This window comes from Salipiger sp. IMCC34102, assembly GCF_004145405.1.
Lineage (GTDB): Bacteria > Pseudomonadota > Alphaproteobacteria > Rhodobacterales > Rhodobacteraceae > Loktanella.
Genome location: NZ_SELQ01000003.1, coordinates 334,283 through 360,707, shown reverse-complemented (window position 1 = coordinate 360,707; position 26,425 = coordinate 334,283). Strand labels below are relative to the sequence as shown.

Genomic DNA, 26,425 nt, shown 5'->3' with positions numbered 1-26,425 from the left:
CCCTCGCAAGGGGCGCACTTTCGTGCCAACGCGCGACGCGCGCCGAGGCCCCTGTAGGTCGCCAAACGGCACCCGGTGGAGAGGTTGGCGTCTTGCCCCCTTGCCCCGGCACCGAAGGCCCTGCCCTGACCTGCGGGCAAGCCGGTGGCACGTTGTCGCGCATCGCGATCGTCATGGAACGTCCTTTCGCTCGCCCGAGACCTGCACCCCTTGCGGCGAAGGTCAAGCGCGCCTTACCTTGAGCGCGATATTTCGAGAGGACGCGCGATGAAAGACCAGGCCACCCTTGGATACGGGCCAGACCTCGGCCCCTTCGTCTGGGACGATCCCCTGCGGCTCGAGGATCAGCTGACAGAGGACGAGCGGATGCTGCGCGACGCGGCCCGCGACTTTGCCCGCGACCAGCTGATGGGGGGTGTCGCCGCCGCGAACCGCGATGCGACGGTCGCACCCGAGATCTTCCACAAGATGGGCGACGCGGGCCTGCTGGGCGTGACGATCCCAGAGGAATACGGCGGCCTTGGCGCATCCTACGTCACCTATGGCCTCGTCGCGCGCGAGATCGAGCGCGTGGATTCGGGCTACCGCTCCATGCTTTCGGTGCAGTCGAGCCTGGTGATGTATCCGATCAGCGCTTACGGCTCCGAGGCGCAGAAGAAACGCTACCTTCCCGGCCTCGCGCGGGGCGAGTTGATCGGCTGCTTCGGCCTCACGGAACCCGACGCGGGCTCCGACCCCGGGGGCATGAAGACCGTGGCCCGGCCGGACGGCGACGGCTACGTGCTGAATGGCTCCAAGATGTGGATTTCCAACGCGCCGATCGCGGATGTCTTCGTGGTCTGGGCCAAGTCCGAGGCGCATGACGGCAAGATCCGCGGCTTCGTGCTCGACAAGGGGCTGAAGGGGCTGAGCGCGCCCAAGATCGGCGGCAAGCTCTCGCTGCGCGCCTCCGTCACCGGAGAGATCGTGATGACCGACGTCCGCGTCGACGCGGACGCGCTGTTGCCGGGCGTCCAGGGCCTCAAGGGACCGTTCGGATGCCTCAACCGCGCGCGCTACGGGATCGGTTGGGGCGTGATGGGGGCGGCGGAAGCCTGCTGGCACGCGGCACGCCAATACGGGCTCGACCGCAAGCAGTTCGGCCGGCCCCTGGCGCAGACCCAGCTCTTTCAGAAGAAACTCGCCGACATGCAGACCGAGATCGCACTGGGATTGCAGGCGGCCCTTCAGGTCGGGCGGCTGATGGACGCGGGCCGCGCCGCGCCAGAGATGATCAGCCTGATCAAGCGCAACAACTGCGGCAAGGCGCTCGACATCGCGCGCCATGCCCGCGACATGCACGGCGGCAATGGCATATCCGAGGGCTTCCACGTGATGCGCCACATGGTGAACCTCGAAACCGTGAATACCTACGAAGGCACCCACGACGTGCACGCCCTGATCCTGGGGCGGGCGCAAACCGGCCTGCAGGCCTTTTTCTGACACCCGTCGCAGAACCGACCGGCGGCTCGCGCATTTTCGCCGCATTTTTCGGTCAGGTCTGCCCCATCGCAAGCGGAGAGACTTCATGGGCGACCCCAGACTGCAGTTCGTGGCCGATCTGAGCGCGCTGGATGCAGACGAATGGGTCCATGCGGTCGAGGATCTGGCCGAGGATCACGGCAGTTTCACGCAGCTCGGGCCGCATCACATGGCGGCCTTCCTGGACGCGGGCCGCACGCTGCTGGTCACCTTCGAGGCGATCCCCCAGGTCCGTGACCGCGCCGACGGGCTGCCGTCGGGGTTCGACTACGCCCGCACCGACGGCTGGTCGGTGCTGGCCTTGCTGAGCACCGGCGACAGCTGGTTCCGCGAGGAGCTGATCTACCGCTACATCGACCGGCTGATCGACGACGGCTTCTTCGAGGATTTCGACAGCGTGCTCTTCTTCGGTGCCGGTGCAGGCGGCTACGCGGCGGCGGCCTATTCGGTGGCGTCTCCGGGGGCGCGGGTCCTGGCGCTGCAGCCGCAGGCGACGCTCGATCCGGGCATCGCGGGCTGGGATCCGCGGCATTTCCGTCACCGCAGCAACAATTTCACCGATCGCTACGGTTACGCCCCCGACATGATCGACGCGGCACGGCACGCCTATATCGTCTATTGCCCGCAGCAGACGCTGGACGCGATGCATGCCGCCCTCTTCACCCGCCCCAACGTGACGATGTTGCGGGCCGATGGCCTGGCCGACCTTCTGCCCCGAAGTTTCACGGCCCTGAGGATCATGGACGACCTCATGCGTCACGCGATGGATGGAACACTCACGCCCGCGCGCTTCGGTGCGCTCATCAAGATCCGCAAACGCTCGCCCTTCTACCTGCGCCGCCTCGTGCTGCGGTTGCTGGACGGGGGCCACGATCAGCTGGCCGCCATGGTGTGCCGGATCGCGCTGGCCCGGGGCCGGAATCCGTTCTTCGAAAAGCACCTCGCGGCCCTGGACGACGCCCCCCGATCGCTGCTGACCGAGGACGCGGGCTGACGCCAAGGCGTTCGGTCCGCGAGGCCGCCCCACGACGCCCTCCGACGGATCGGGGCAGCAGACCCCGCACGCGCCACCGGGCCCGCCGCATCTGGTCAGGACGACCGGTTTCGGTGTAAGGGGCGAACATGCCCGATACAGCCCCCACCGAACTCACCCTGCGACGCCCCGACGACTGGCACCTGCACCTGCGCGACGGGGACATGCTGCGCGCCGTGCTGCCCGAGACCGCGCGCCACTTCGCCCGCGCCATCGTGATGCCGAACCTCGTGCCGCCCGTGGTCACATCCACCGACGCCGTGGCCTACCGCGACCGGATCCGCGCCGCCTTGCCGGAGGGGTCGGATTTCACGCCGCTGATGACGCTCTACCTCACCGAGGATACGGACCCCGACGACGTCGAACGCGCGCACGCCGAAGGCATCGCCACGGCCGTGAAACTCTACCCCGCGGGGGCCACCACCAACTCCGCATCGGGCGTGCGCGACTTCGACCGGGTGCGCCGGGTGCTGGACCGGATGGCGCAGATCGGCATGCCCCTGTGCATCCACGGGGAGGTGACGGACGCGTCCGTCGATATCTTCGACCGGGAGGCGGTCTTCATCGACCGTATGCTCAAGCCCATCCGCAAGAAGAACCCCGACCTGCGCATCGTCCTCGAACATGTCACGACCGAGGACGCGGTCGATTACGTGCGCGACACCCCCAAGAACCTCGCCGCGACGATCACCACCCATCACCTGATCATCAACCGCAATCACATCCTCGCGGGCGGCATCCGGCCGCATTACTACTGCCTGCCGGTGGCCAAGCGCGAAAAGCACCGCGTGGCGCTGGTGCAGGCCGCCGTCTCCGGCGACCGGCGGTTCTTCCTGGGCACCGATTCCGCCCCGCATACCGACCCGCGCAAGCTTCAGGAGTGCGGCTGCGCCGGCGTCTTCTCGGCACCCAACACGATGTCCTGCCTGGCGGAAGTCTTCGAGGTGGCGGGCAAGCTGAACAAGCTCGAAGCCTTCACCTCGCTTAACGGGCCCGCCTTCTACGGGCTGGAGCCGAATGCGCAGACCATCCGCCTGATCAAGGGCGATCCCGTCACCTACCCCAGCCACGTGCCCACCGAAGACGGCCCCGTGACGGTCTTCGACCCCGGCTTTCCCCTGCACTGGCGCGTCGCCTGAAAGGACCCCGCGATGATCCCCACCTCCTTTCCCGAAAAGACCGAGATCGCCCGCCTGACCGCGCGGATGCTGCTGGAGATCGGTGCCGTGGATTTCAACGCGACCCAGCCTTTCACCCATGCCTCCGGCAAGCAGGCGCCCACCTATGTCGACTGCCGCCGGATCGTGTCCTTCCCGCGGGTGCGCTCCGCGCTTATGGATTTCCTCTCCGTCACGATCCTGCGCGAGGCCGGGTTCGAGGCCTTCGACAACATCGCGGGCGGAGAGACGGCGGGCATCCCCTTCGGCGCGATGGTCGCCGACCGCCTGTCGCTGCCGATGACCTACGTGCGCAAGAAACCCAAGGGCTACGGCCGCAACGCCCGCATCGAAGGCGTCATGACCCCCGGCCAGCGGGTCCTGCTGGTCGAGGATCTGACCACCGACGGCGGCTCCAAGCTGTCCTTCGTCGACGCGATCCGCGAGACGGGCGCCACCTGCGCGGCCACCGCCGTGATCTTCTACTACGGGATCTATCCGAACGTGGAAGAGACCCTTGCCGCGCATGGCGTGAAACTTTTGTCGCTGTGCACCTGGTGGGATGTCCTGGCCGAGGCGCGCGCGGGCGATCATTTCGACGCCGCCACGCTCGACGCGGTCGAGGCCTACCTGCGCGACCCGATCGGTTGGCAGTCGGGCGTCATGGTCTGACCCTGCCTCGCGACCGGGGCGCACGTCCGGCCAGCCTATGCGCTCCACGATCCGCAACGCTGGCCGGGACACGCGCTGAGCAACGGATGTCGCCCAGCGCCCGTCGTCACCCTTCGGACTGAACGCCGCCCGGTTCGCGGCGGCGTGGCTACTTCGACGCCTTCTGCAACAGCCCGATCAGCTCGTCGAACTTGGCGCGCTGCTCTTGCGGGTCGCCGCTGTCGATGGCCGCGGCCACACAGTGGTGGGCGTGATGTTCCAACACCAGCCGTTCGACCCCCAACACGGCGGAACGGATGGCGGCGGTCTGCGCCAGCACGTCCATGCAGTAGCGGTCGCTTTCGACCATCTTGGCGACGCCGCGCACCTGGCCTTCCAGGCGCGCGAGACGATCGAGAGTCTTCTGCTTGTTCTCTTTCATGGCACCTTCCAGAACTTCGGTTGCAATCGGGCGTATCATATACCCATATAGGGTATACCAATACAACATGACCGACAGGAAGCAGCACGCCGGGACGAGGAATGCAATGGATGACCAAGGGACCCCGGGACGTTTGCACGCGACATTTCGCAGTGTCCCGCCCCTGAAGCGCCATGTCCAAATCGACCGCCCCTCGTGCACCGCCCCATCGAACGGCCCGAAAGATACAAGGCACACCCCATGACCGCGACAGACACCACCATCGACACCCCCGACACGGCCCGCGCGAAAAGCACCGGCACCGGCAAGACCGCCTCGCTCTACCGCATGGCGATGCCGGGTCATCTGTGCCCCTTCGGCCTGAAGTCAAAGACCCTGCTGGAGCTCAAGGGCTACCGGGTGGACGACAACCTGCTCACCTCGCGGGCGGAGGTCGACGCCTTCAAGGCCGCCCATGACGTGAAGACGACCCCGCAGACCTTCATCGACGGCAACCGCGTAGGCGGGTTCGCGGACCTCAAGTCCCACTTCGGCTACCGCGTCCTGGGCAAGGGCGACACCACCTACGTGCCCGTCATCGCGATCTTCGGATCGACCTTCCTGATGGCGCTCGCGATCGTCTGGAATCTCTATGACGAATTCGCCCTTGCGACCTTCCTCAAGTGGTTCTTCGCCACCTCCATGGTGGCGCTGGCGATCCAGAAGCTGCAGGACGTCGGCGGTTTCGTGAACGGATTCCTGGGCTACGATCTGCTGGCCCGCCGCCACGTACCTTACGCCTACGTCTATCCCTTCGCGGAACTTTGGGCCGGGGTCGGCATGATGGCCCTGATCGGCACCGGCAGCGCGCTGATCTGGCTCGTGGCCCCCGTGGCGATCTTCATAGGCTTCATCGGAGCCGTCAGCGTGATCAAGGCGGTCTACATCGACAAGCGAGAGCTGACCTGCGCCTGCGTCGGCGGCGGTTCCAACGTGCCGCTCGGCGCGATTTCCCTGTCCGAGAACGTGATCATGCTGGGCATGGGGCTCTGGATGCTCGCAACCTGGGTCGCGGGCTGACATCGGCGCGGAACGGCCCGCCAGGCCGCCCTTTGGCGTCGGCCTGGCGCGGCACCGCGGCGCCTGACCGCGCGTCCGCCCCGGCGAATTATCGCCCGCACCCCCCGGGGCCGGCCCTACATCTGGCAGGCCCGCTTTCCTTTTCGACCAGATCGAGTGGCGCAACCCCCGCGCATGGCCTATCCACAGAACTATACATTTTGACCCCGCACCCGGGGAGTGTGTAGGACGGCGGCAGCAGTCGACAGGGGACGCAGATGAACGAGATCTCGGTATTCAACGCGACCGGCACCGAAGAGGCGAGCGCCGACCGCGTGCCGCATTCGATCGAGGCGGAGCAGCAGCTTCTCGGCGCGATCCTGACCAACAATGACATCTTCGACCGGGTGGCGTCGATCCTGGGCCCGCAGCATTTCTACGATCCCGTCCACGCGCGGATCTTCGAATGCGCGCAAGCCCGCCTGTCGAAGAACGCGCTGGCCAGTCCCGTCACGCTCAAGAGCTACATGGAGGACGACGAGGGCCTGCAGGAACTCGGCGGCGGGGCCTATCTCGTGCGCCTTGCGGCCAATGCCATCTCGGCCTTCGCGGTGCGCGACTACGCGCAGATGATCTACGACCTCGCGATCCGCCGTCAGCTCATCGCCGTGGGACAGGACATCGCGGGCAAGGCGTCGCGCATGGACGTGGCCTCCGAACCCGCAGCCCAGATCGTGGAGGCCGAACAGGCGCTCTACGCGCTCGCCGAAAGCGGTCAGGCGGAATCGGGGTTCCAGTCGTTCCTGTCGGCCGTGACGGATGCGGTGAACGTGGCCAACCAGGCCTACATGCGCGACGGGGGGCTCGCGGGGGTCTCCACCGGGCTGGTGGACCTCGACAAGAAGCTGGGGGGCCTGCACAAGTCCGACCTTCTGATCCTCGCCGGGCGTCCGTCGATGGGCAAGACCTCGCTGGCCACGAACATCGCCTACAACATCGCCAAGGTCTACAAGAAGGGCACCTTGCAGGACGGCACCGAAGGCGCGGTCGAAGGCGGCGTCGTGGGTTTCTACAGCCTCGAGATGTCGGCCGAGCAGCTCGCCGCCCGGATCCTGTCGGAAGCGGCGGAGGTCCCGTCCGAGCAGATCCGCCGCGGCGACATGTCGGAGCCCGAGTTCCGCCGCTTCGTCGAGGCCGCAAAGCAGCTCGAATCCTGTCCGCTCTTCATCGACGACACGCCGGCCCTGCCGATCTCCCAGCTCGCCGCACGCGCCCGCCGCCTGAAACGGACCCACGGGCTCGACGTGCTGGTGGTGGACTACCTCCAACTCGTGCGCGGCACCGGCAAGGGAGAGAACCGGGTCAACGAGATTTCCGAGATCACCATGGGGCTCAAGGCCATCGCCAAGGAGCTCAACATTCCCGTCATCGCCCTGTCGCAGCTCAGCCGCCAGGTCGAAAGCCGCGAGGACAAGCGCCCGCAGCTCTCCGACCTGCGCGAATCGGGCTCGATCGAGCAGGACGCCGACGTCGTGATGTTCGTCTTCCGAGAGGAATACTACAAGGAACGCGAAAAGCCGGGCGATCACGAGATGGACAAGATCGCCCTCTGGCAGGAAGAGATGGAGCGTCTGCGCGGCAAGGCCGAGGTCGTCATCGGCAAGCAGCGCCACGGCCCCATCGGCACGGTGGAATTGGCGTTCGAAGGCCGCTTCACCCGCTTCGGCAACCTCGTGAAGCCCTGGCAGCAGGACGGCGGCGGCGGCAACCGCGATTTCTGACGGCGCATCCCTGCAACCGAAAGCGGGTCACCGACCGGCCCGTTTCCGGTCTCTCAACCGCCGCGCGCGCCATGAGGTGCCTGCAGAAACGTGTCTTAACATACTGTTAAAATTGACATAATATGTTTCGCATGCGAAACATTGCGGTCTCGTCACGTAAATTCCCCCCCCAACGCGGGCCACGCTCCACCCAACGACGCGCCTCGGAACAGGGCGCCGCGGCCTCCTTTTCTTTCAGCCGGACATACCTTGCTGCGGTGTGGAGGTGCAAAACCTCCACCGGGCGACAGCCCGCCTTTGAAACCCCCGCCCCCGCTCCTATCTTGAACGAAACCGCTAGGAGCCCCGATGTCCGATCCAGATCCGCGCCTCAGCCGCGCACAGGCGCGCGACCTGCGCAACGCCCGCGACCTCGAAGTCCACGTGGGCTGGCTCGACAGCATCACCGGCACCGCCCTCGGCGTGCTTGCCGTGGCCTCCGGGATCTACACCTACCTCGGCGTGTCGTCCCTGCTGGATGACACCGGCGCGCTCTCGGTCTTCGCGGCACTCGCCTATTCGGTCGCGGTCTCCGTGGGCATCTTCGTCTTCTGGTCCTACCTCATGCGCCTGCTTCCGGCCGTCCGCACGGGGGCCGCGCGGATCGGTCTTTTGTTGTCGATGGCGCTGGGATCGGTCGCGATCGTGGCCATGTCGTCCTGGCTCAACGCCGCGGCCCTCGCCGGCGCCGCCGCGGTGGAAACCCACCTCGCGCGCACCGTGCAGGACTACCAGACCGCGCTCGAACGCGCCGACGAGATCACCCAGTCCGGCCAGTCCCTGGCCCGCGACGTCGCCCGCGTGCGCCAGTCGTTCGAGGATCTCTCCCAGCAGGAGGCCACCGGCCAGCTTTCGGGATTCGCAGGTCAGGGGGCCGTCTTCCGTCTGCTGCAACAGAAGTCCGACGAACTCGAAGCGCTCGAGAGCCAGATCCTCGCCCAGCAACCGCTGGTCGAACAGGCCTTCGCCGAAGGCAACGCGATCCTCAGCCGGATGCGCGCGCTGACGGTGGAGCAAGGCCCGGTCGAGCAGCGCTCCGTCCCCTTCTCGGAAGAAGCCGTGCGGCTCGCCAACGTCATCACGCAAATGCGGCAGCTTTCCGTCGCCTCGCTGGTGAACCGGGCCGCGGTGGACCTGACGGACGCGGTGGTGCTGCCGCAACTCGACGGGTCCCGCCAGACCACCCGCGACGGGCAGCAGGCGACCATCGACTCGGTCCTCGCCGTGTTGAGCCAGCGGGCCGAGACCCTGCAGGCCGCGGCCCAGGACGTGCTGGCGATGACCCCGCCAGAGGACATCAGCTACACCCCGATCTCCTCCGCCGATGCGGTGATCCTCTACGCGGGCAACTTCGTGCCAAGCTGGGCAGGTGCCATCGCCATCGACCTGCTGCCGGCCGTGCTGGTGCTGATCCTCGCGGTGACGCAGGCCGCCATCCGCGCGGGCCGCGACGGTACCGCGAGCGAGGACAGCATGACGCTGGCCGAGTTGCGCGCGGCGCTCGCGGCGGCGCGCGACCTCGACACGGGCGCGGCCCCGCCGCCGATCCTGCCCTCGCCCGCCGATCCGCCGCCGAAGGACTGACGGGATGGCCCGCTCTTCGCGAAACACGGTCGCCAGCAGCCTCAAGTGGATCCTCGGCCTGCAACTGGCCTTCGGGGCCCTGATGCTCAGCGACGATCTGCTGAGCGTGTTGCCCCGGATCGGGCGCGGCACGGACGCGCCCGAGCTGACGCAGCCGCTTTCTCCGGGCGACCAGACCCGCCGCTATGCGCCGTCCGACATCAACCCGCGTGCGCCGCGACCGGGCACGCGACCGGTGCCCGTCGACACCGACATGCCCTCCCGGCTGGCGTTTCAGGACACGGTCTGGGACGCGGCCCCCGTCATCACCCTCACGGGCACCATCGCCCCCGGCGACGCGGACCGGTTCGCCGACTTCCTCGCGACCGTCGATCCCGCGCCGGAGCTTGCCTTCCTCAACAGCCCCGGCGGGTCGGTGATGGACGCGCTGGCGATCGGGCGTCAGATGCGCGACGCGGGCCTCGGCACCCGGATGACCGAAACCGATATCTGCCTGTCCGCCTGTCCCTACCTGCTGGCCTCCGGCACCGACCGCGAGGTCGAGGACGGCGCGCTCGTCGGCGTCCACCAGCACTACTTCGGAGAGAACACCGCCCTGCCCGCCTTCCTTGCGGTCGAGGACATCCAGCGCGGCCAGGGCGACGTGATGACCTTCCTCGACCAGATGGGAATCGACCCGCTGGTGATGCAGCACGCGCTGGTGACCCCACCGGACGAGATCTACCTGCTGACGCCCGAGGAGTTGACCCGCTACCGCATGACCACCGGCGACTAGGCGGCGCAGCAGACCCATCCGACGGCTTTCGCCTGCGGTCCGCGAAGGCCCGTCAAATCAAGCCGCCTGCGGACGCGTGATTATTGCGACAACCCGCGAACCGTGGCAGAACCGCCGCCTATGAGCACCGGACACCTGACCATCGACCTTGGCGCCGTCGCCGCGAACTGGCGCGCGCTCAACGCCATGACGTCGGTGGACACCGCGGCGGTGGTCAAGGCCGACGGCTACGGTCTGGGCGCGGCAGAGGTCGCGGCGACCCTGGCCCGCCAGGGCGCGCGGATCTTCTACGTGGCTTACGCAGAGGAAGGCGCCGCCGTGCGGGAGGCCGTGGGCGCGCGCGCCCAGGTCCGTGTCCTGACCGGGCACATGAAAGGCGACACCGAAACGCTCGTCGCGCACAACCTCACGCCGATCCTGTCGAGCCTGGAGCAGATCGACCGTCATTTCGCCGATCTGCCGGAGCATTCCTTCGGCATACAACTCGACACCGGGATGAACCGGCTCGGCCTCGAATGGGACGACTGGGCCAAGGTCGCGATCGAGGCGCTCAAGCGCAAGCCCGTCGTGGTGATGAGCCACCTCGCCTGCGCGGACGAGGCCGATCACCCGATGAACCCCTACCAGCTCGACGTCTTCCACCAGATGACCGACGGCATCACCACCCCGCGCAGCCTGGCCGCGACCGGGGGGATCCTGCTGGGTCGCGAGTATCATTTCGACGAATGCCGCCCGGGCATCGGCCTATACGGCGGTCTGCCTTTCGGGGGGGCGCGGCCCGTGGCGCGGCTCGACCTGCCCGTCGTGCAGATCCGCGATCTGGCCGAAGGAGAGGTCGTGGGCTACGGCAACAGTTGGCAGGCCGAGCGGCCCACGCGGCTGGCGACGCTGGCGGCGGGCTACGCCGACGGGGTGCTGCGTGCGGCGCCTGGGCGTGCCTTGCTCTATGCGGGCGCAAAACCCGTGCCGCTGGTCGGGCGCGTCTCCATGGACCTCGTGACCGTCGACATCACCGACCTCGACCGTGATCCGACCAGCCTGTCACTGCTTTCTGCGGAACAGACGGTGGACGATCTGGCCCGCGCCGCGAACACGATCGGCTACGAGATCCTGACCTCGCTGGGGGCGCGCTACAGCCGTCGACACACCGGCGATTCGACCCGCGCGAAGGCCTGACCTGGCCTGACGGTTCCACGCCCGCACATTGAAAACCACGCCTATGGTGGCGCTTTGCCGCCGATGGGTTTCGGGCGCTCCGGCACCATCAGCGAAGTTTCGCCTTGGGGAAAACGCAGCGTGCGTGAGACACGGCAATCCCCCAAGATTCGGCTGAGCGAAAATCCGCACCAATTTCGAAACCTCGGAAACATGCCTTGACGTTGGAACAACTGGTTAACTTGCCGCGTTCGACAGCATGAAAAGCGCTGCATCCCGCGCCTTGCTGCCTGATCGACCGAGGACCCGATGACCCACACCCTGCGCCTGCTTTCCCGCGTTTTGCATACCGTTTCACTTTTCCTGGTCGCGGGCCTTGCGCTGGCCGCATTGGGCTACACCATCGCCTGCGCCCTCGGGGTCGCCCCGTGGCTCAGCCTGCAGGCCAGCCTGGGCGACGTGGCGCTGAGCCAGGCCGGAATGTGGTTGCAGATCGCCATCACGGCCCTGCTGGTCGTGATCGCGTTCTTTCTGCCGACGAATGCCCGCATCTCGATGCTGGAACGCTCGCACCGCGACTTCCAGATCAACATGGAAGACGTGCAGCGCGCCTATCACGCCGTCCACCACGCCGACCGCGAGGGGGTCTTCACCCTCAGCTCCGAGTTCGACGCGGTGCGCGAGCGCCTGTCCTACCTGCGTGACCACCCCGACCTCGCCCGCCTCGAGCCGGGCGTGCTGGAAGTCGCGGCACAGATGAGCCAGAGCAGCCGCCACCTGGCGGAGGTCTACTCCGACGAGCGCGTCGCGCGCGCCAAGATGTTCCTCAAGCAGCGCCAGGAAGAAGCCGAGGCCCAGCAGGAGCAGATCGTCGAGGCGCTGCACACCTGTGAGCAGATCCGCACCTGGTCGGCGCAGGTCGAGGTCGAGGAGACGAGGGTTGCCAGCCAGCTCGCCCACCTCGACGACATGCTGCAGGAAGTCCTGCCGCTGCTGGGCTACGCGCTGGAGCACGACACCTCGCTCGATCGCGAGACGAAGCCCATGGCACCCGAGGCCGAGGCCACGCCGCGCACGGACAACATCGTGCCGCTCGGGCAGAAGCCCGCGGCCGAGTAACGCCCCGTAACCCGTCGCAGGATCACCTTTTGCAACGGCCCGCCCCACCCGGCGGGCCGTTTCGTCTTTGCCGTTGCTCCCCCCGCCGCCATGGGGCAAAAGAAGAACATGCCCAAGGATCTTGCCTATACCTGCACCGCCTGCGGGGCCGCCCACGCCAAGTGGACCGGTCGCTGCGACGCCTGCGGGGCCTGGAACACGCTGGTCGAGGACAAGGGCCTGTCCCACGGTCCGAAGAAGCAGGGCCTTGGCAAGGCCCGCGGCACGGCCATCACCCTCACCGACCTTGCCACGCAGGAGGCGGAGCCGCCCCGGACCCTGTCGGGCGTGAACGAACTCGACCGGGTGCTGGGGGGCGGTCTGACCCGCGCCTCCGCCCTTCTGGTGGGCGGCGACCCGGGCATCGGCAAGTCGACGCTGCTTCTGCAGGCCGCGGCCCGCTTCGCGCGCGGCGGGTTGAAGGTGATCTACGTCTCGGGCGAGGAATCGAACGCCCAGGTCCAGATGCGCGCCCGCCGCCTGGGGTTGGAGAAATCGCCGGTCCAGCTCGCCTCCGAGACGAACCTGCGCGACATCCTGACCACGATGGACGGGCTTTCGCCCGACCTGGTGGTGATCGATTCGATCCAGACCATGTGGTCGGACACCGTGGACAGCGCGCCCGGCAGCGTCAGCCAGGTCCGCGCCTGCGCGCACGAGCTGACGACCTTCGCCAAGCGCAACGGTATCTCGGTCATCATGGTGGGCCACGTCACCAAGGAAGGCGCCATCGCCGGCCCCCGCGTGGTCGAGCACATGGTCGACACGGTGCTTTATTTCGAAGGCGAGCGTGGCCACCAGTTCCGCATCCTGCGCTCGGTCAAGAACCGCTTCGGTCCCGCCGACGAGATCGGCGTCTTCGAGATGACGGGCCGCGGCCTGGCCGAGGTCAAGAATCCCTCCGCCCTCTTCCTCTCCGAGCGCGGCGATCCGGCCCCGGGCTCCGTCGTCTTCGCGGGCATCGAGGGCACGCGGCCCGTCCTGTGCGAAATCCAGGCGCTGGTCGCCCCCTCGCCCCACAGCCAGCCACGCCGGTCGGTCGTGGGCTGGGACGGCGGGCGGCTCGCGATGATCCTCGCGGTGCTGGAATCGCGCTGCGACGTGCCGTTCACGGGGCTGGACGTCTACCTCAACGTGGCCGGCGGCCTGCGGATCACCGAACCTGCCGCCGACCTGGCCGTCGCCGCCGCATTGGTGTCCGCCCGGGAGGACGCAGCATTGCCCAAGGAGTCGGTGGTTTTCGGCGAAATCAGCCTGTCCGGTGCGCTGCGTCCCGTCATCCAGACCGAAAACAGATTGAAAGAGGCGCAGAAACTTGGTTTTACCTCCGCGATCATGCCGCGCGCGCCGAAGGGCACGCAAGGCGCCGGTCTGGATCTGCGCGAAACGCAGGATCTGGCCGGTTTCGTAGAACAGGTCTTCGGCGCCCGCTGAAGCCCGCGAGCCCCGGGGATTCAACATGGACGGTTTCACCCTCATCGACGGTATCGTCGCTTTGGTCATCGTGGTTTCGGCCTTGCTGGCCTATTCACGGGGCCTCGTCCGCGAAGCGATGGCCATCGCGGGGTGGATCGGCGCGACGATCCTGGCGTTCCTCTTCGCCGACGTCGCGGTGCCTCTCGTGCGTCAGATCCCGATGGTGGGAGATTTCCTGGGCGACAGCTGCGAATTGTCGATCATCGCGGGTTTCGCCGCGGTCTTCGCGCTGGCGCTTCTGGTGGTCTCGATCTTCACGCCGCTCTTTTCCTCGGTCGTGCAACGCTCGGCCTTGAACGGCCCCGACCAGGCGTTGGGGTTCCTCTTCGGCGTCGTGCGCGGCGTGCTGCTCGTGGCGGTGGCCTTCTTCGTCTACCAGACCGTGCTGTCCACGCAGGACATCGCGATGGTCGAGGACAGCCGCTCGGCCCGTATCTTCACCCGCTTCGGCGGCAACCTCGAAGATCGCAACCCCGAGGCGGCCCTGGGCTGGATCACGACCCAGTACACGCAGCTGATCAGCACCTGCGAAGCGGTCGATGCGCCGGTGGTGGTCGAGTAATAGAACACCGGCATCAGGCCCTCGGGTCCCGGGTTCGCCTGCCCGCCGATGCTCTTGCCTGAAGCGGCGCCCGGCATTCGTCGTCGGGGCACCGGGCGAAGGGGGTCAGCTGCCCGGCACGTCCTGTTCCAGCTTCGCGCGCGCGCGGTTGAAGTTCTCCGGGTCGACGGTGTGCGATCCGCCCAGGAAGTTGCCGAAGATCGACAGCCGGTCGACGTGATCGGCGATCACCTTGAAGACCACGAGGAACGGCACCGCGACCAGCGCCCCGGGAATGCCCCAAAGCCAGGCCCAGAGCACCACGGTCAGAAAGACCGCGACCGTGTTCATCTTCAATGACCGCCCCAGCGTCGCGGGAGTCACGAAATTGCCCTCGATAGTGGTCAGGACGAAATAGCCGATCGGCGCGAGCACGGCGTAGCCCAGATCGTCGAAGGTGATGATCGAGATGGCCGCGACCAGCGCGACGCCGGTGATGGCGCCGAGGTAGGGCAGGAAGTTCATCAAGAAGGCCCCGATCCCCCAGATCCACCCGTAGGGCAGCCCCAGGAGCGTGAGCCAGAGGCCCACGCAGACGCCTAGACCTGCGTTGATGCAGGTGATCGTCAGCAGGTAGTTCGAGACCTTGCGTTCGATGTCGTAGACGACCGTGAGGGCGCGTTTCTTGCCGCTCATGGTCTCGAAGCTTTGCACCAGCTTGATGTAGAACAGATCGCCAGAGGACAGCAGGAAGACCGCCAGCACCAGCGCCACGAGCAGCGTGGCCGACAGCGTGCTGACGGCCCCCATCATGTCGTTAAGCAAGGTGGGCTGCTGGACGACGACCTCCTGCGGTGGCTCGGCCGGACCGGGGGGATCTTCGGCCGCCCCCGCCCCCGCGATCTCGGCCACGCTGTCGCTTGCACGGCGCACCGTTTCCAGCTGGTTGAAGATGCCCGACAGCTTGTCTTCCAGCTCGCGCCCCATCTCGGGCAGGCGGGAGGTCCAGTCGGTGACGGTGCCCGAGGCGAAGTACGTCACGCCGCCGATCGCGATCGTCGTGACCGCGATCAGCACCACGGCGGAGATCCAGCGCGGCACGCCGATGCGTCCGAGCGCGCGGGAGAACGGGCTGAGCGTCAGCGCGATCAGCAGACCCAGCACGACCGGCAGGATCAGGTCGCGGGCGAAATAGCAGGTCACGAAGACCGCGATGATGCACAGCACGTTGAGACTGCGGCGGATGGCCTGAAGATGCTCGGCGTATTCTTCCATGCGTGCGGGGTCCTGTCCGGCTGAGATGGCAATACGACGACGTGCCGTAGGAAACCCAACGCGACCTTGCCTTCACGGTTCCGTGCGTTGTGGGAACCGGCGCGCGATCTTGCCGAGGCCCCGCGTGACACCGGCCAATCTTGGGAGTATGAGCGCCCCAACGCTCCCGGATACAGGATCTGCCCCGTGCGCCAGCCCCAGTCCCCCTGCAAATCCCTGCCGTCCCATCCGTTCGATCCCGACGGCGACAAGCTGCGCGAAGAATGCGGTGTCTTCGGCGTGGTCGGCGTGTCGGAGGCGTCGAACTTCCTGGCCCTCGGCCTGCACGCGCTTCAGCACCGCGGGCAGGAGGCCGGCGGCATCGTCACATACGATCCCACGACCGGCTTCAACCAGGCCCGCCGGATGGGGCTCGTGCGCGACACGTTCACCAGCGCGGAGATCCTGGCGACCTTGCCCGGAGAGATCGGCATCGGCCACGTGCGCTATTCCACCGCCGGCTCCAAAGGCCAGACCGCGATCCGCGACGTGCAGCCGTTCTTCGGGGAATTCTCCATGGGCGGCGCCGCGATCGCGCATAACGGCAACATCACTAACGCCGTGGCCCTGCGGCGCGAATTGATCGAGCGCGGGTCGATCTTCCAGTCGTCCTCGGATTCGGAATGCATCATCCACCTCATGGCCCGCTCCATGGGCCGCACCATTCCCGACCGCATGGAAGAGGCGCTTCGCAAGGTCGAAGGCGCCTTCTCGGTCGTCGCCATGACGCGCACGAAGCTGATGGGCTGCCGCGATGCCTTGGGCGTGCGCCCCTTGGTGCTGGGCCGCCTGGGCGAGGGCTGGGTGCTGGCGTCCGAGACCTGCGCGCTCGACATCGTCGGCGCCGAGTTCGAGCGCGAGATCGAACCGGGAGAGATGGTCGTCATCAGCGCCGAGGGCGGCGTGCAAAGCCACTTCCCCTTCCGCCCGCGGAAATCGCGTTTCTGCATCTTCGAGCACGTCTACTTCAGCCGCCCCGATTCCTCTCTGGGCGGCCGTTCGGTCTACGAGACCCGCGAGGCGATCGGGCGAGAGCTTGCCAAGGAAGCGCCGGTGGAGGCCGATCTGGTCTGCCCGGTGCCCGATTCAGGGACGCCTGCGGCCATCGGCTACAGCCTGGAATCCGGTATCCCCTTCGCCATGGGGATCGTGCGCAACCAGTACATGGGCCGCACCTTCATCGAACCCTCCGAGCAGATCCGCAACATGGGTGTGCGCCTCAAGCTCAACGTGAACCGCGCGCTCATCCGCGGCAAGCGCGTGATCCTCGTGGACGACAGCGTCGTGCGCGGCACCACCAGCCAGAAGATCAAGGAGATGATCCTCGACGCCGGTGCCGCGGAGGTCCACTTCCGCATCGCGAGCCCGCCCACCATGTGGCCCTGCTTCTACGGCGTCGACACGCCGGAGCGCGAGAAGCTTCTCGCCGCGCGCATGACCGAAGAGGAGATGACCGAGCACTTGGGCGTCGATTCGCTGAAGTTCATCTCCCTCGACGGGCTCTACCGCGCGGTGGGCGAGGCGGAGGGGCGCGACAACGACAGCCCGCAGTATTGCGACGCCTGCTTCTCGGGCGATTATCCGATCGCCCCGGCCGACAAGCTCGAAGCCGGTTTCAAGACCAAGGTCGCCGCCGAATAGACGCCCTGCCGCGGACCCGATCCGGGGCCCGGCGATCTGCCTTCCAACCTCACTTCCGGGGCCCGGTCCATGGCCCCTGCCCCCGTGCGCACCGTCCCGTGTTCACGGCTCCATTGACGCGTGCCGCGGTCGGCCCATCTCGCGCCAGACACAGCAAGCGCAGGATCCCCCGATGGAAGAAGTCGACGCCAACCCCGGTCTGATATTCGACAAGCTCGACACCTGGCTCGACGGGTTCTTCCGGCTCTTGCCCAACATCGCCATAGCACTGGTCGTCATCGCGATCTTCTACGTCATCGCCCGACTGATCTCGGGCGCGGTCCGCCGGGCCGCCGCGCGGCGCGACCGGCCGAGCCTTGCCGATGTCGCCTCCAGCCTCGTGAAATGGATCTTCATCATCGTCGGAGTCATGCTGGCGATCACCATCGTCGCACCCTCCGTGAAGCCCGGCGACCTGATCGCGGGTCTGGGCGTCGGGTCCGTCGCCATCGGTTTCGCCTTCAAGGACATCTTGCAGAACATGCTGGCGGGCATCCTGATCCTGCTGCGCCAGCCCTTCGCGGTGGGCGACCAGATCGTCTCCGGCGGGCACGAGGGCACCGTCGAGCGGATCGAGACCCGCGCCACGCTCATCAAGACATACGACGGCCGCCGCGTGGTGATCCCCAACGCCGACATCTACACCGACAGCGTCGTGGTGCTGACCGCCTACGATCAGTTGCGCAGCGAACTCGATGTGGGCATCGGCTGCAACGACGACTGGGCCCGCGCGCGCCAGATCCTGGAAGAGACCTGCCGCGGGATCGAGGGGGTCCTGCCCGACCCCGCGCCGGAAACGATCCCCGTGGCGCAGGGCGACTTCGCCAACATCATCCGCCTGCGCTGGTGGACGAAATCGCCCAAGAAGGATCGCATCCACGTCCGGGGGGAAGTCATTCAGGCCACCTACATCGCGCTCGACGAGGCCGGCATCGACCTGCCCTACCCGACGCAGGTGCACCTCTTCCACGACCAGACCGAGGAAAGCGACGGCATCCGTTCGCGCCAGCGCGAAGGCTGGCCCACGCAAGGTCAGGACCCGCGCAGCCGCGAGCAGACGAAGGCGGAGCGGGCGGCGCAAGCCGGGGATTCGGCGTAAAGACGCCAATCCCGGCCCCCTGCGGCCGCCCCCCTTCCCTCCGCCGAAGCGATCCGACAGATGCGTTCGAGATCATTAGTCAAGGCGGATATCACCATGACGGACACGAACGACATCAATCCCACCCCCGACCACGTGGCCGATCTTGCCCGGTCGGAGGAACAGATCCCCCTCGACCGGGTGGCGCTTATCGGCGTGCGCAGCACGCCGGAAGGCAACCGCGCGCTCGTGCGGCTCGAGGACGGCCGGATCGAATCCCTGGGCGAAGGCGACACCGCCGATGACATCACCGTCATCGCCGTGGCAGAGGATGCGCTGCAGATCGTCGACCGTCGGGGGGCCGCGCGCACCCTGACGATGCCCGGCTGAGGCTGGACAGCGGCCCACGGCTGCGGCAAAGGGGCGGCATGACCGACCGTATCGCACTTGTCACCGGGGCCTCGCGCGGGCTGGGCGCGGCCATCGCCGCGGCCCTGGCCCCCACCCATCACGTCATCGCCGTGGGCCGCACCACGGGCGCGCTGGAAGAGCTGGACGACGCGATCCAGGCCGCCGGTGGCCAGGCGACGCTCGCCCCCATGGACATCACTGTCGATGCCGCGATGCAGCAGCTCTGCCGCGGCATCTTCGACCGCTGGGGACGGCTCGACCTGTGGGTTCACACCGCGATCCACGCCACGCCGCTGGCCCCCGCCGCCCATATCGGCCCGAAGGATTTCGCGAAGGCGCTCGACGTCAACGTGACCGGAACCCAGCGGTTGATCTCTTACGTGGCCCCCCTGCTGGGCCAGGCGGGACGCGCCGTCTTCTTCGACGACGCCTGCGCGGGCGAGAAGTTCTTCGGCACCTATGGCGCGACCAAGGCCGCGCAGATGGCGCTGGTCCGCTCCTGGGCGGCCGAGACGGCGCGCACCGGACCGCAGGTCACCACGCTCGCGCCGGCGCCGATGCCCACCGCCCTGCGCGGCCGCTTCTTCCCGGGAGAGGATCGCGGGGCACTCACCCCCTGCGCCGTCGAGGCCGCACGCCTGTTGCCGCAGGTCCTGGGCTAGCGCGCAGGCCCGCTTGCCCGTACCTCCCGCGGCCATTAGGGTGCGCAAAATCAAAGACGGGGCCTCATGCGTATTCTGATCACCAACGACGACGGCATCCAGGCCCCCGGTCTCGCCGTTCTGGAAGAGATCGCGACCGAACTCGCCGGCCCCGACGGAGAGGTCTGGGTCGTGGCCCCCACCGACGAGCAATCGGGCGTCGGTCACTGTATCAGCTACGTCATGCCGACCCTCGTCCGCGAGGTGGCGCCGCGCCGCTTCGCCATCCAGGGCACCCCCGCCGATTGCGTGCTGGCGGCGCTCTTCGACATCATGCCCGACCGGCCCGACCTGATCCTGTCGGGCGTGAACCGCGGCAACAACGCGGCCGAGAACGTGCTTTACTCCGGCACCGTCGGCGCCGCGATGGAGGGCGCGCTGCAAGGCTGCCGCGCCATCGCGCTGTCGCAGTTCTACGGGCCGCACAACCGGGACGAGCCGGTCCCCTTCTCGGCGGCGCGCGACCATGGCGTTCGGACCATCCGCCGCCTGCTGGATGCCGATCCCTGGGACGAGGCCGACTACCGGCTGTTCTGGAACGTGAACTTCCCGCCCGTCCCCGCCAAGGAGGTCCAGGGCCTTCAGGTCACCGCCCAGGGGTTCCGTCAGGGGGGTCACCATCACGTCGTCCGCGTCGAGGCCCCCTCCTACCGGCATTTCTTGTGGGTTAAAGGGGGCGATCAGCAACGCCGGACGGCGGAAGGCACCGATGCGCGGGCCAATGTCGACGGCTACATCTCGCTGACGCCGATGCGCGCGGACCTGACGGCGCACGCGGTGCTTGACCGTTTCAAAGACCGGCTGACGTGATCGATCCCGAAACGAAGATGCAGTTCCTCTTCGCCCTGCGCTCTCGCGGGGTTACGGACGAGCGCGTCCTTCACGCGATGGAGGGCGTGGACCGCGCCCGCTTCCTGCGCGGGCTTTTCGCCTCGCGCGCCTACGACGACGTGCCGCTGCCGATCTCCTGCGGGCAGACCATCAGCCAGCCATCCATCGTGGGCCTCATGACCCAGGCGCTGGAGGTCGAGCCGCGTCACAAGGTGCTCGAAGTGGGCACCGGCTCGGGCTACCAGGCGGCGATCCTGTCGAAGCTCGCGCGGCGGGTCTACACGGTGGACCGGTTCCGCACGCTGGTGAGCCAGGCGCAGACGGTCTTCGACGCGCTCGGCATCGCCAACATCACGGCCATGACCGGCGACGGGTCTCACGGGCTGCCCGAACAGGCGCCCTTCGACCGGATCCTTCTGACCGCCGCCGCAGAGGATCCCCCGGGCCCGCTGCTTGCGCAACTGCGCGTCGGCGGCATCATGGTCCTGCCCGTCGGGCAGTCCGACACCATCCAGAACCTGATCCGCGTCCGCCGGACCGAAACCGGGCTGGACTACGATGAATTGTCCACCGTCCGCTTTGTTCCCTTGATTGAAGGGCTCGGAGAGGACTAGAACCTGAGCCAACCCGCGCGAGACGGGAAGCAGACCCAGGAGCGCCCATGCAGATCCGCCGATTGACCCGACTGACCGTGTCCTGTGCCGCCCTCGTGGCGATGGCGGCCTGCGACGGACCCATGCCGGACATCGACCTGCGCGACCGGGCCGGCGGGTTCGATACCTCTCCTGCCGCGGCCAATGCCTCGCAACGGCCCCAGGCGGACGAGCGCGGCGTGATCACCTATCCCGATTACCAGGTCGCCGTCGCCCGCAGCGGCGACACGGTGCGCAGCATCTCGACCCGGCTGGGCCTGAATGCCACCGACGTGGCCAGCACCAACGGTATCGACGCCGATGCCACCCTGCGCGCCGGAGAGATCGTGGCCCTGCCCGCCCGCGTCGCAGGACAACAGGCGACCGTCCCGCTCGACGTGACGGCCGTGGCGACCACGGCCCTCGACCGCGTGGGCGCAAGCCCCCAGACGCCTGTCGCCACCACGGCACCGCAACCCATCCGCCATACCGTCGCCCGGGGCGAGACCGCCTATTCGGTCGCGCGGCTCTACGACATTCCGGTCGCGACACTGGCCAGCTGGAACGGCCTCGACGGCAGCCTGAGCGTGCGTGAAGGCCAGGTCCTGCTGGTGCCGACGAGCGCGGGCGCCTCGACCACCACGACGACGCTGGAGACACCGACCGCGCCGGGCGCCGGGACCCCGACCCCGCCGCCACCCTCCGCCACGGCGCCACTTCCCACCACCGACGCCACGCCCGGGTTCACCATCGCCGACCTGCCGGATCCGCCGGATCTGACCAGCGAAGCGACGCCGCCGACCCAGATCAAAGACTCCGCTCCGGCCCCCGAGGCGCCCGCCTCCGAACCCGCACCGGCCCCCGAACCCGCGCCGGCCCCGGCCGCCTCCGCACCTGCGAGCGATGCGCGCTTCCTGCGCCCCGTTTCGGGCGCCGTGATCCGGGACTACAATCCCGGCAGGAACGAAGGTATCGACATCGGTGCCAGCGCCGGCGCTGCCGTGCAGGCCGCCGACCGGGGCACCGTGGCCGCGGTGACCGAGGATACCTCTGGCGTGTCAATCGTGGTCATCCGCCACCCCGACAACCTGATGACGGTCTACACGAACCTCGACGACCTCGAAGTCGCCAAGGGCGACAGCGTCAGCCGCGGGGGCCGGATCGGCACGGTCGCGGCGGGCTCGCCCACCTTCCTGCACTTCGAAGTTCGTGAAGGGATGAGCGCCGTCGACCCCAACGACTACCTGCCCGGCTGACCTTCAGGACGGGGCGCAGCCGCCCGCCCCTTCATCTGGCAAGATAAACTCAAGACGCGCGGCACGCCGCCCGCGCCGACCCCCGCATGACGCGGTGGCTCAGACCGCGACGCCGCGGCGCCCGGCCAGGTCCACGAAGAATTGCCAGGCCACCCGGCCCGAGCGGGACCCGCGGGTCGCCTGCCATTCGATGGCCTGCGCGCGCAGCTCGGCGTCCGTGATCTCGATCCCGTAGGCGTCGCAATAGCCCCGGATCATGGCCAGGTATGCGTCCTGATCGCAGGCGTGGAAGCCCAGCCAGAGCCCGAACCGGTCCGAGAGCGAGACCTTTTCCTCCACCGCCTCCCCGGCGGTGATCGCGGTGGAGGCCTCGTTCTCGATCATGTCGCGGGGCATCAGGTGCCGCCGGTTGGAGGTCGCATAGAGCACCACGTTGGCAGGCCGGCCTTCGATACCGCCATCCAGCACCGCCTTGAGCGACTTGTAGTGCGCATCGTCATGGCCGAACGACAGATCGTCGCAATAGAGCACGAACCGCTTGTCCGATCCGCGCAGGAGCGACAGGCACCGCCCGATGGAGGCGAGATCCTCGCGCTGGATCTCGACCAGCTTCAGATCGGGGTAATCCGCCTCAAGTTTGCCGTGTACCGCCTTGACGAGGCTTGATTTTCCCATGCCACGCGCGCCCCACAGAAGCGCGTTGTTCGCCGCTAGGCCGCGCGCGAACCGTTCGGTATTCTGCAAGAGCGTATCGCGGGCGCGGTCGATGCCCACCAGCAGCTCCAGATCGACGCGGTTCACGGACGTCACCGGCTCCAGCCGGTCGGGGTCCGCGTGCCAGACGAAGGCGGAGGCCGCGTCGAAATCGGGCGGCGTCGCGGGCCCCGGCCGCAGACGCTCCAACGCGTCCGCGATCCGCGTCAGGTCCGCGTCGCTCAACGGGGGTCCTCGTCCAGCGGGTTGCCGTGGATATCCTCATCCTCGCCCACCACGCCCTCGGCCCGGAGCTGCGCCAGGCGTTTCGCCTCGACCCGGGCGACCAGTTGGATCGAGATCTCGTAAAGGCCGTAGACCACCACGAAGAGGATCACCTGGCTGACGACGTCCGGTGGCGTGGCGAGCGCCGCCATCAGCAGGATGCCGACCACCGCATACTTGCGCGTGTTGCGCAGGCCCGCGGCGCTGACCAGCCCGGCCTTGCCCATCAGCGTCAGCAGCACGGGAAGCTGGAAGCACAACCCGAAGGCCACGATGAACTTGATGGTCAGGTTCAGGTAGGCCTTGGCCGACCCCTGAAACAGCAGGCCCGCGGCCTCGGTCGTGACATCGCCTTCGGCCGCGATCTCGCCTTGCTGGAAGCCCAGGAAGAAGTCGAAGGCCAGCGGCGTGATCACGTAGTAGGCGAAGGCCGCACCAAGGAAGAACATGAAGGGCGAGGCCACGAGGAACGGCAGGAAGGCCCCCTTCTCGGACTTGTAGAGGCCTGGCGCCACGAAACGCCACATCTGGTAGGAGATCACCGGGAACGACAGCGCCAGCCCGCCCAGAAGGGAGATCTGGATCGCGACGAAGAACCCTTCTTCCAGCGCGATGAAGATCAGCCCGCAATCCTGGCCTTCCAGTTCCAGCGCGCGGCACAGCGGCTGGGTCAGGAAGTTGAAGATCGGGTTCCAGACCGTGAAGCAGATCACCATCCCGATGATGAAGGCGATGAGTGACCGGATCAGCCGGTTGCGCAGTTCCGTCAGGTGCTCGATCAGCGGGGCGGCGCTGTCTTCCAGCTCGTCGGCGGCACTCATGTGGAGGTCTTCTCGTCGGTCGTCTCGGGCGCGGGTGCAGGCGCGGGTTTGACCGCTTCGTTCTCAGTCACGCGGGGCGGCGCGTCCGAGGAGGGCGGAATGGCGGGCGCGTCGTCCATCATGTCGGCCATGTCCTCGTCTTCCTCGGCCAGTGCAGCCTCACGGGCGCGGCGTTCCTCGGCCACGCGGGCGGCGTTGGCGCTGATCTTGTCCTTGGCCGCCTGCCGATCCGCGCTGAGCGATTGGGTGGCGGGACCCTTCTTGCCGCTCATCGCGTCACGCGCGCTGTCGAGGCCGAATTTCGTCGGGTTCGCCGCGGCCTTGATCGACTTCGAGATGTCCTTCACGCCGCTGTCGTCGGCCGCCGCTTCCATCGCGCGCGAGAATTCGGACGCCATCGCCCGCGCCTTGCCCGTGAACTGACCCAGCGTGCGGAACAGGTTGGGCAGATCCTTCGGCCCGATTACGATCAAGGCCACGACCCCCAGGAGGATCATCTCGCTCGCGCCAAGGCCGAACATGGGCAGAGCCCCCTATATCTTGATTCAGACCTTGTCCTTGTCGGTCTTCACGGTCGCGTCCGGAGAGACGTCGCGCGCGTCGGCAAAGCTGTCGTCGAGTTCCTTCTTGCCGTCGTCGACGCCGCGCTTGAAGGCCGTGATGCCCTTGCCGACTTCACCCATCAGGCTGGAGATCTTGCCACGGCCGAAGAGCACGAGGACGACGACGGCGATCAGCAGAAGGCCCGGCAGGCCGATGTTGTTGAGCATGGAATTATCCCCCATCAGGTTTGACGCGATGCGATCCGCGCCGGAATGACGCCACAGACATAAGCGCGCGCGGGCCCCGTGGGAAGCCCGATTCGACCGATCTGGCGATTGTGATCGACCTATTTTTACTGGACTTCGCCGATCTCGTGACAAAAAACTGTCAGGAGGAGTTTGTCCATGAAACGCACCGACCGCCTGATGACCTTGATCCAGACTCTGCGCACCGGCGGCCTGCACCAGGCGGAGGCGCTGGCCCGGCGGACGGGCGTGCACGTCCGCACCATCTATCGCGACATGGAAACACTGGCCGCGTCCGGCGTTCCGGTCGAAGGCGCGCGGGGCATAGGCTACCGGATCACCGCCGACGTAACCCTGCCGCCGCTCAATCTGACCACGGCAGAGGTGGAGGCGCTGACGATCGGCCTTGCGGTCGTGGCCGAAAGCCGGGAGGCGGAGCTCGCCGCCGCCGCCCGGTCGCTGAACGCGAAGCTGACCGCCGTGCTGCCCGAACAGACTGGCGAGGCGTCCGCCCGGGCGCTCGCGATCTATCCCTTCGCGCAGGCCGCACGCGGTTTTCAGCACCTGCCCGCCCTGCGCAAGGCCGTGCGCGCCCGTCAGCGCGTTCAGGTCACGCTCGGTGATCGTACGGCGACGCTGCGGCCGTTGCGGCTGGATTACTGGGGTCGGCTCTGGACGCTGGCCGCCTGGAACGAGACCGCCCGCCGCTTCGAGGATTTGCGGCTGGACCGCATCACGCAGTTGCGCCCGCTTCCGGGTCTCTTCGTGGACGAACCGGGCAAGACCCTCGCGGACCGCCCATGACCCGGACGCTGCGCAACCGGCGCGGCGCAGCCCGTCGCACATTCAGGGCGCCGGACCACCTCACGCGGAGACACGCATGATTCCGATTCTGATTCTTGCCGCCGGAGCATCTTCGCGGATGCGCGGGTCGGACAAGTGCCTCGAAGTTGTTTCGGGCCAACCGCTTCTGCGCCGCATCGCACAGGACGCCGTGGCCGTCGGCGAAACCTTTGTCGCGCTGCATCATCACGCGGAGGCACGACGCGCCGTGTTGGCGGGTTTGCCCGTCACGCCGATCGCGGTGCCCTCCGGGGCGGAGGGTCTGTCGGGGAGCCTGCGGGATGCGGTGGCGGCCCTGCCCGCCTGCGACGCGTTCCTGGTGGTGCTGGCGGACCTGCCCCGCATCGCCGCCCCCGAGATGCAGGCGGTGATCGCGGCGCGGTCGGCGCATCCCGACGCGTTGATCTGGCGTGGTGCCACGGCTTCGAACGCGCCGGGTCATCCGACGCTGTTCGATGCGGCCCTGCGACCTGCCTTTGCGACCTTGCATGGGGATACCGGTGCCGCGCCGCTTATCGCGCGTCATGCGGACCGCACGGTGCTGATCCCCTTTGCGGACGACCGCGCGCGGCTGGATCTCGACACGCCCGAGGATTGGGCCGCCTTCAACGCTGAGTGAAACCTGGTACCGGTGGTCGGACTCGAACCGACAAGCCCTTGCGGGCGGGGGATTTTGAATCCCCTGCGTCTACCATTCCGCCACACCGGCCGGTGATCGCGAGGTAACCCCAACGCCGCGTC

At 67.6% G+C, this 26,425-nt stretch carries 27 protein-coding genes and 1 tRNA gene; 21 read left to right on the top strand and 7 right to left on the bottom strand.

Annotated elements, in window-relative coordinates:
- Window positions 1–267: 267 nt before the first annotated feature.
- The 4 genes from EU805_RS09380 to EU805_RS09365 all read left to right on the top strand — a co-directional run bounded on the left by EU805_RS09380 (window position 268) and on the right by EU805_RS09365 (window position 4,383).
- Window positions 268–1,482 (top strand): acyl-CoA dehydrogenase, encoded by a 1,215-nt coding sequence (locus tag EU805_RS09380; protein WP_129763691.1) that lies wholly within the window; start codon window positions 268–270, stop codon window positions 1,480–1,482.
- An 85-nt stretch (window positions 1,483–1,567) separates the two neighbouring features.
- On the top strand, window positions 1,568–2,515 hold the full coding sequence (locus tag EU805_RS09375; RefSeq protein WP_129763690.1) for a phosphoadenosine phosphosulfate reductase: 948 nt from the start codon (window positions 1,568–1,570) through the stop codon (window positions 2,513–2,515).
- Between the two features lie 128 nt (window positions 2,516–2,643).
- Window positions 2,644–3,693, top strand: coding sequence for a dihydroorotase (pyrC, locus tag EU805_RS09370; protein ID WP_129763689.1), 1,050 nt, complete (start codon window positions 2,644–2,646; stop codon window positions 3,691–3,693).
- A 12-nt stretch (window positions 3,694–3,705) separates the two neighbouring features.
- On the top strand, window positions 3,706–4,383 hold the full coding sequence (locus tag EU805_RS09365; protein ID WP_129763688.1) for an orotate phosphoribosyltransferase: 678 nt from the start codon (window positions 3,706–3,708) through the stop codon (window positions 4,381–4,383).
- A gap of 148 nt (window positions 4,384–4,531) precedes the next feature.
- On the opposite strand, the gene EU805_RS09360 is transcribed toward EU805_RS09365, so the two are convergent.
- The gene (locus tag EU805_RS09360) at window positions 4,532–4,804 is read right to left on the bottom strand and encodes a metal-sensitive transcriptional regulator (protein WP_129763687.1); all 273 of its coding nucleotides are present in this window, start codon (window positions 4,802–4,804) and stop codon (window positions 4,532–4,534) included.
- Between the two features lie 240 nt (window positions 4,805–5,044).
- Between EU805_RS09360 and EU805_RS09355 the strand changes: the two genes are divergently transcribed.
- The 8 genes from EU805_RS09355 (at window position 5,045) to EU805_RS09320 (ending at window position 14,372) form a co-directional block, all read left to right on the top strand.
- Window positions 5,045–5,863: a MauE/DoxX family redox-associated membrane protein gene (locus EU805_RS09355; RefSeq protein ID WP_129763686.1), complete on the top strand. Its 819-nt coding sequence runs from the start codon at window positions 5,045–5,047 to the stop codon at window positions 5,861–5,863.
- 257 nt (window positions 5,864–6,120) lie between these two features.
- Entirely contained in the window at window positions 6,121–7,623 is a 1,503-nt protein-coding gene (locus EU805_RS09350; RefSeq protein ID WP_129763685.1) for a replicative DNA helicase, read from the top strand.
- A 348-nt stretch (window positions 7,624–7,971) separates the two neighbouring features.
- Entirely contained in the window at window positions 7,972–9,246 is a 1,275-nt protein-coding gene (locus EU805_RS09345; RefSeq protein WP_129763684.1) for a hypothetical protein, read from the top strand.
- A 4-nt stretch (window positions 9,247–9,250) separates the two neighbouring features.
- Entirely contained in the window at window positions 9,251–10,021 is a 771-nt protein-coding gene (locus tag EU805_RS09340) for a hypothetical protein (RefSeq protein WP_129763683.1), read from the top strand.
- 120 nt (window positions 10,022–10,141) lie between these two features.
- A complete protein-coding gene (alr, locus tag EU805_RS09335; RefSeq protein WP_129763682.1) occupies window positions 10,142–11,197 on the top strand; it encodes an alanine racemase in 1,056 nt (351 codons plus the stop codon).
- Between the two features lie 288 nt (window positions 11,198–11,485).
- Window positions 11,486–12,295, top strand: a complete 810-nt coding sequence (locus EU805_RS09330) for a DNA repair protein (protein ID WP_207208092.1) — start codon at window positions 11,486–11,488, stop codon at window positions 12,293–12,295.
- A 108-nt stretch (window positions 12,296–12,403) separates the two neighbouring features.
- On the top strand, window positions 12,404–13,768 hold the full coding sequence (radA, locus tag EU805_RS09325) for a DNA repair protein RadA (protein ID WP_129763681.1): 1,365 nt from the start codon (window positions 12,404–12,406) through the stop codon (window positions 13,766–13,768).
- Between the two features lie 25 nt (window positions 13,769–13,793).
- Window positions 13,794–14,372, top strand: coding sequence for a CvpA family protein (locus EU805_RS09320; RefSeq protein ID WP_129763680.1), 579 nt, complete (start codon window positions 13,794–13,796; stop codon window positions 14,370–14,372).
- Window positions 14,373–14,477: 105 nt separating this feature from the next.
- Here the strand turns inward: EU805_RS09320 and EU805_RS09315 are convergent, their stop codons facing one another.
- Window positions 14,478–15,626, bottom strand: a complete 1,149-nt coding sequence (locus EU805_RS09315) for an AI-2E family transporter (protein ID WP_129763679.1) — start codon at window positions 15,624–15,626, stop codon at window positions 14,478–14,480.
- A gap of 186 nt (window positions 15,627–15,812) precedes the next feature.
- Here EU805_RS09315 and purF point away from each other — a divergent pair, with 186 nt between their 5' ends.
- The 7 genes from purF (at window position 15,813) to EU805_RS09280 (ending at window position 22,254) form a co-directional block, all read left to right on the top strand.
- Window positions 15,813–17,306: an amidophosphoribosyltransferase gene (purF, locus tag EU805_RS09310; RefSeq protein WP_242494104.1), complete on the top strand. Its 1,494-nt coding sequence runs from the start codon at window positions 15,813–15,815 to the stop codon at window positions 17,304–17,306.
- 172 nt (window positions 17,307–17,478) lie between these two features.
- Complete coding sequence (locus EU805_RS09305) at window positions 17,479–18,444, top strand: mechanosensitive ion channel family protein (RefSeq protein ID WP_129763678.1); 966 nt, start codon at window positions 17,479–17,481, stop codon at window positions 18,442–18,444.
- 96 nt (window positions 18,445–18,540) lie between these two features.
- Window positions 18,541–18,813 carry a hypothetical protein gene (locus EU805_RS09300; protein ID WP_129763677.1) on the top strand — a complete coding sequence of 91 codons (273 nt, stop codon included), beginning with the start codon at window positions 18,541–18,543 and terminating at the stop codon, window positions 18,811–18,813.
- 38 nt (window positions 18,814–18,851) lie between these two features.
- Window positions 18,852–19,496 (top strand): SDR family oxidoreductase, encoded by a 645-nt coding sequence (locus tag EU805_RS09295; RefSeq protein ID WP_129763676.1) that lies wholly within the window; start codon window positions 18,852–18,854, stop codon window positions 19,494–19,496.
- 66 nt (window positions 19,497–19,562) lie between these two features.
- The gene (gene surE / locus EU805_RS09290; protein WP_129763675.1) at window positions 19,563–20,345 is read left to right on the top strand and encodes a 5'/3'-nucleotidase SurE; all 783 of its coding nucleotides are present in this window, start codon (window positions 19,563–19,565) and stop codon (window positions 20,343–20,345) included.
- Between the two features lie 17 nt (window positions 20,346–20,362).
- Window positions 20,363–20,980, top strand: a complete 618-nt coding sequence (locus EU805_RS09285) for a protein-L-isoaspartate(D-aspartate) O-methyltransferase (RefSeq protein ID WP_129763749.1) — start codon at window positions 20,363–20,365, stop codon at window positions 20,978–20,980.
- A gap of 47 nt (window positions 20,981–21,027) precedes the next feature.
- Window positions 21,028–22,254 carry a peptidoglycan DD-metalloendopeptidase family protein gene (locus EU805_RS09280; protein WP_129763674.1) on the top strand — a complete coding sequence of 409 codons (1,227 nt, stop codon included), beginning with the start codon at window positions 21,028–21,030 and terminating at the stop codon, window positions 22,252–22,254.
- Between the two features lie 99 nt (window positions 22,255–22,353).
- On the opposite strand, the gene EU805_RS09275 is transcribed toward EU805_RS09280, so the two are convergent.
- From EU805_RS09275 to EU805_RS09260, 4 genes are read right to left on the bottom strand one after another with little or no spacing between them, the layout of a single operon-like run.
- The gene (locus EU805_RS09275; RefSeq protein ID WP_129763673.1) at window positions 22,354–23,193 is read right to left on the bottom strand and encodes an ATP-binding protein; all 840 of its coding nucleotides are present in this window, start codon (window positions 23,191–23,193) and stop codon (window positions 22,354–22,356) included.
- On the bottom strand, window positions 23,190–24,053 hold the full coding sequence (tatC, locus tag EU805_RS09270) for a twin-arginine translocase subunit TatC (RefSeq protein ID WP_129763672.1): 864 nt from the start codon (window positions 24,051–24,053) through the stop codon (window positions 23,190–23,192). Before tatC ends, EU805_RS09275 begins: the two co-directional genes overlap by 4 nt.
- Window positions 24,050–24,574 (bottom strand): twin-arginine translocase TatA/TatE family subunit, encoded by a 525-nt coding sequence (locus EU805_RS09265; RefSeq protein WP_129763671.1) that lies wholly within the window; start codon window positions 24,572–24,574, stop codon window positions 24,050–24,052. The genes tatC and EU805_RS09265 overlap by 4 nt, the downstream gene beginning before the upstream one ends.
- A gap of 24 nt (window positions 24,575–24,598) precedes the next feature.
- The gene (locus tag EU805_RS09260) at window positions 24,599–24,823 is read right to left on the bottom strand and encodes a twin-arginine translocase TatA/TatE family subunit (protein WP_129763670.1); all 225 of its coding nucleotides are present in this window, start codon (window positions 24,821–24,823) and stop codon (window positions 24,599–24,601) included.
- A 177-nt stretch (window positions 24,824–25,000) separates the two neighbouring features.
- On the opposite strand from EU805_RS09260, the gene EU805_RS09255 reads away from it, so the two are divergent.
- Together EU805_RS09255 and EU805_RS09250 are read left to right on the top strand one after the other, a co-directional pair.
- The gene (locus EU805_RS09255; RefSeq protein WP_129763669.1) at window positions 25,001–25,645 is read left to right on the top strand and encodes a YafY family protein; all 645 of its coding nucleotides are present in this window, start codon (window positions 25,001–25,003) and stop codon (window positions 25,643–25,645) included.
- Window positions 25,646–25,721: 76 nt separating this feature from the next.
- Window positions 25,722–26,303 carry an NTP transferase domain-containing protein gene (locus EU805_RS09250; protein ID WP_129763668.1) on the top strand — a complete coding sequence of 194 codons (582 nt, stop codon included), beginning with the start codon at window positions 25,722–25,724 and terminating at the stop codon, window positions 26,301–26,303.
- Between the two features lie 4 nt (window positions 26,304–26,307).
- Here the strand turns inward: EU805_RS09250 and EU805_RS09245 are convergent.
- Window positions 26,308–26,393, bottom strand: a tRNA-Leu gene (locus tag EU805_RS09245).
- Window positions 26,394–26,425: the final 32 nt, after the last annotated feature.

What these genes read in the sequence shown, in the direction of transcription:
- EU805_RS09330 (WP_207208092.1), top strand. Translation starts at nt 11,486, where the DNA reads ATGACCCACACCCTGCGCCTGCTTTCCCGCGTTTTGCATACCGTTTCA.
- EU805_RS09260 (WP_129763670.1), bottom strand. Translation starts at nt 24,823, where the DNA reads ATGCTCAACAACATCGGCCTGCCGGGCCTTCTGCTGATCGCCGTCGTC.
- EU805_RS09285 (WP_129763749.1), top strand. Translation starts at nt 20,363, where the DNA reads ATGCAGTTCCTCTTCGCCCTGCGCTCTCGCGGGGTTACGGACGAGCGC.
- EU805_RS09265 (WP_129763671.1), bottom strand. Translation starts at nt 24,574, where the DNA reads ATGTTCGGCCTTGGCGCGAGCGAGATGATCCTCCTGGGGGTCGTGGCC.
- EU805_RS09255 (WP_129763669.1), top strand. Translation starts at nt 25,001, where the DNA reads ATGAAACGCACCGACCGCCTGATGACCTTGATCCAGACTCTGCGCACC.
- EU805_RS09350 (WP_129763685.1), top strand. Translation starts at nt 6,121, where the DNA reads ATGAACGAGATCTCGGTATTCAACGCGACCGGCACCGAAGAGGCGAGC.
- tatC (WP_129763672.1), bottom strand. Translation starts at nt 24,053, where the DNA reads ATGAGTGCCGCCGACGAGCTGGAAGACAGCGCCGCCCCGCTGATCGAG.
- EU805_RS09295 (WP_129763676.1), top strand. Translation starts at nt 18,852, where the DNA reads ATGACCGACCGTATCGCACTTGTCACCGGGGCCTCGCGCGGGCTGGGC.
- EU805_RS09305 (WP_129763678.1), top strand. Translation starts at nt 17,479, where the DNA reads ATGGAAGAAGTCGACGCCAACCCCGGTCTGATATTCGACAAGCTCGAC.
- EU805_RS09300 (WP_129763677.1), top strand. Translation starts at nt 18,541, where the DNA reads ATGACGGACACGAACGACATCAATCCCACCCCCGACCACGTGGCCGAT.
- EU805_RS09280 (WP_129763674.1), top strand. Translation starts at nt 21,028, where the DNA reads ATGCAGATCCGCCGATTGACCCGACTGACCGTGTCCTGTGCCGCCCTC.
- surE (WP_129763675.1), top strand. Translation starts at nt 19,563, where the DNA reads ATGCGTATTCTGATCACCAACGACGACGGCATCCAGGCCCCCGGTCTC.
- EU805_RS09365 (WP_129763688.1), top strand. Translation starts at nt 3,706, where the DNA reads ATGATCCCCACCTCCTTTCCCGAAAAGACCGAGATCGCCCGCCTGACC.
- radA (WP_129763681.1), top strand. Translation starts at nt 12,404, where the DNA reads ATGCCCAAGGATCTTGCCTATACCTGCACCGCCTGCGGGGCCGCCCAC.
- pyrC (WP_129763689.1), top strand. Translation starts at nt 2,644, where the DNA reads ATGCCCGATACAGCCCCCACCGAACTCACCCTGCGACGCCCCGACGAC.
- EU805_RS09380 (WP_129763691.1), top strand. Translation starts at nt 268, where the DNA reads ATGAAAGACCAGGCCACCCTTGGATACGGGCCAGACCTCGGCCCCTTC.
- EU805_RS09340 (WP_129763683.1), top strand. Translation starts at nt 9,251, where the DNA reads ATGGCCCGCTCTTCGCGAAACACGGTCGCCAGCAGCCTCAAGTGGATC.
- EU805_RS09355 (WP_129763686.1), top strand. Translation starts at nt 5,045, where the DNA reads ATGACCGCGACAGACACCACCATCGACACCCCCGACACGGCCCGCGCG.
- EU805_RS09320 (WP_129763680.1), top strand. Translation starts at nt 13,794, where the DNA reads ATGGACGGTTTCACCCTCATCGACGGTATCGTCGCTTTGGTCATCGTG.
- alr (WP_129763682.1), top strand. Translation starts at nt 10,142, where the DNA reads ATGAGCACCGGACACCTGACCATCGACCTTGGCGCCGTCGCCGCGAAC.
- EU805_RS09315 (WP_129763679.1), bottom strand. Translation starts at nt 15,626, where the DNA reads ATGGAAGAATACGCCGAGCATCTTCAGGCCATCCGCCGCAGTCTCAAC.
- EU805_RS09345 (WP_129763684.1), top strand. Translation starts at nt 7,972, where the DNA reads ATGTCCGATCCAGATCCGCGCCTCAGCCGCGCACAGGCGCGCGACCTG.
- EU805_RS09250 (WP_129763668.1), top strand. Translation starts at nt 25,722, where the DNA reads ATGATTCCGATTCTGATTCTTGCCGCCGGAGCATCTTCGCGGATGCGC.
- EU805_RS09375 (WP_129763690.1), top strand. Translation starts at nt 1,568, where the DNA reads ATGGGCGACCCCAGACTGCAGTTCGTGGCCGATCTGAGCGCGCTGGAT.
- EU805_RS09360 (WP_129763687.1), bottom strand. Translation starts at nt 4,804, where the DNA reads ATGAAAGAGAACAAGCAGAAGACTCTCGATCGTCTCGCGCGCCTGGAA.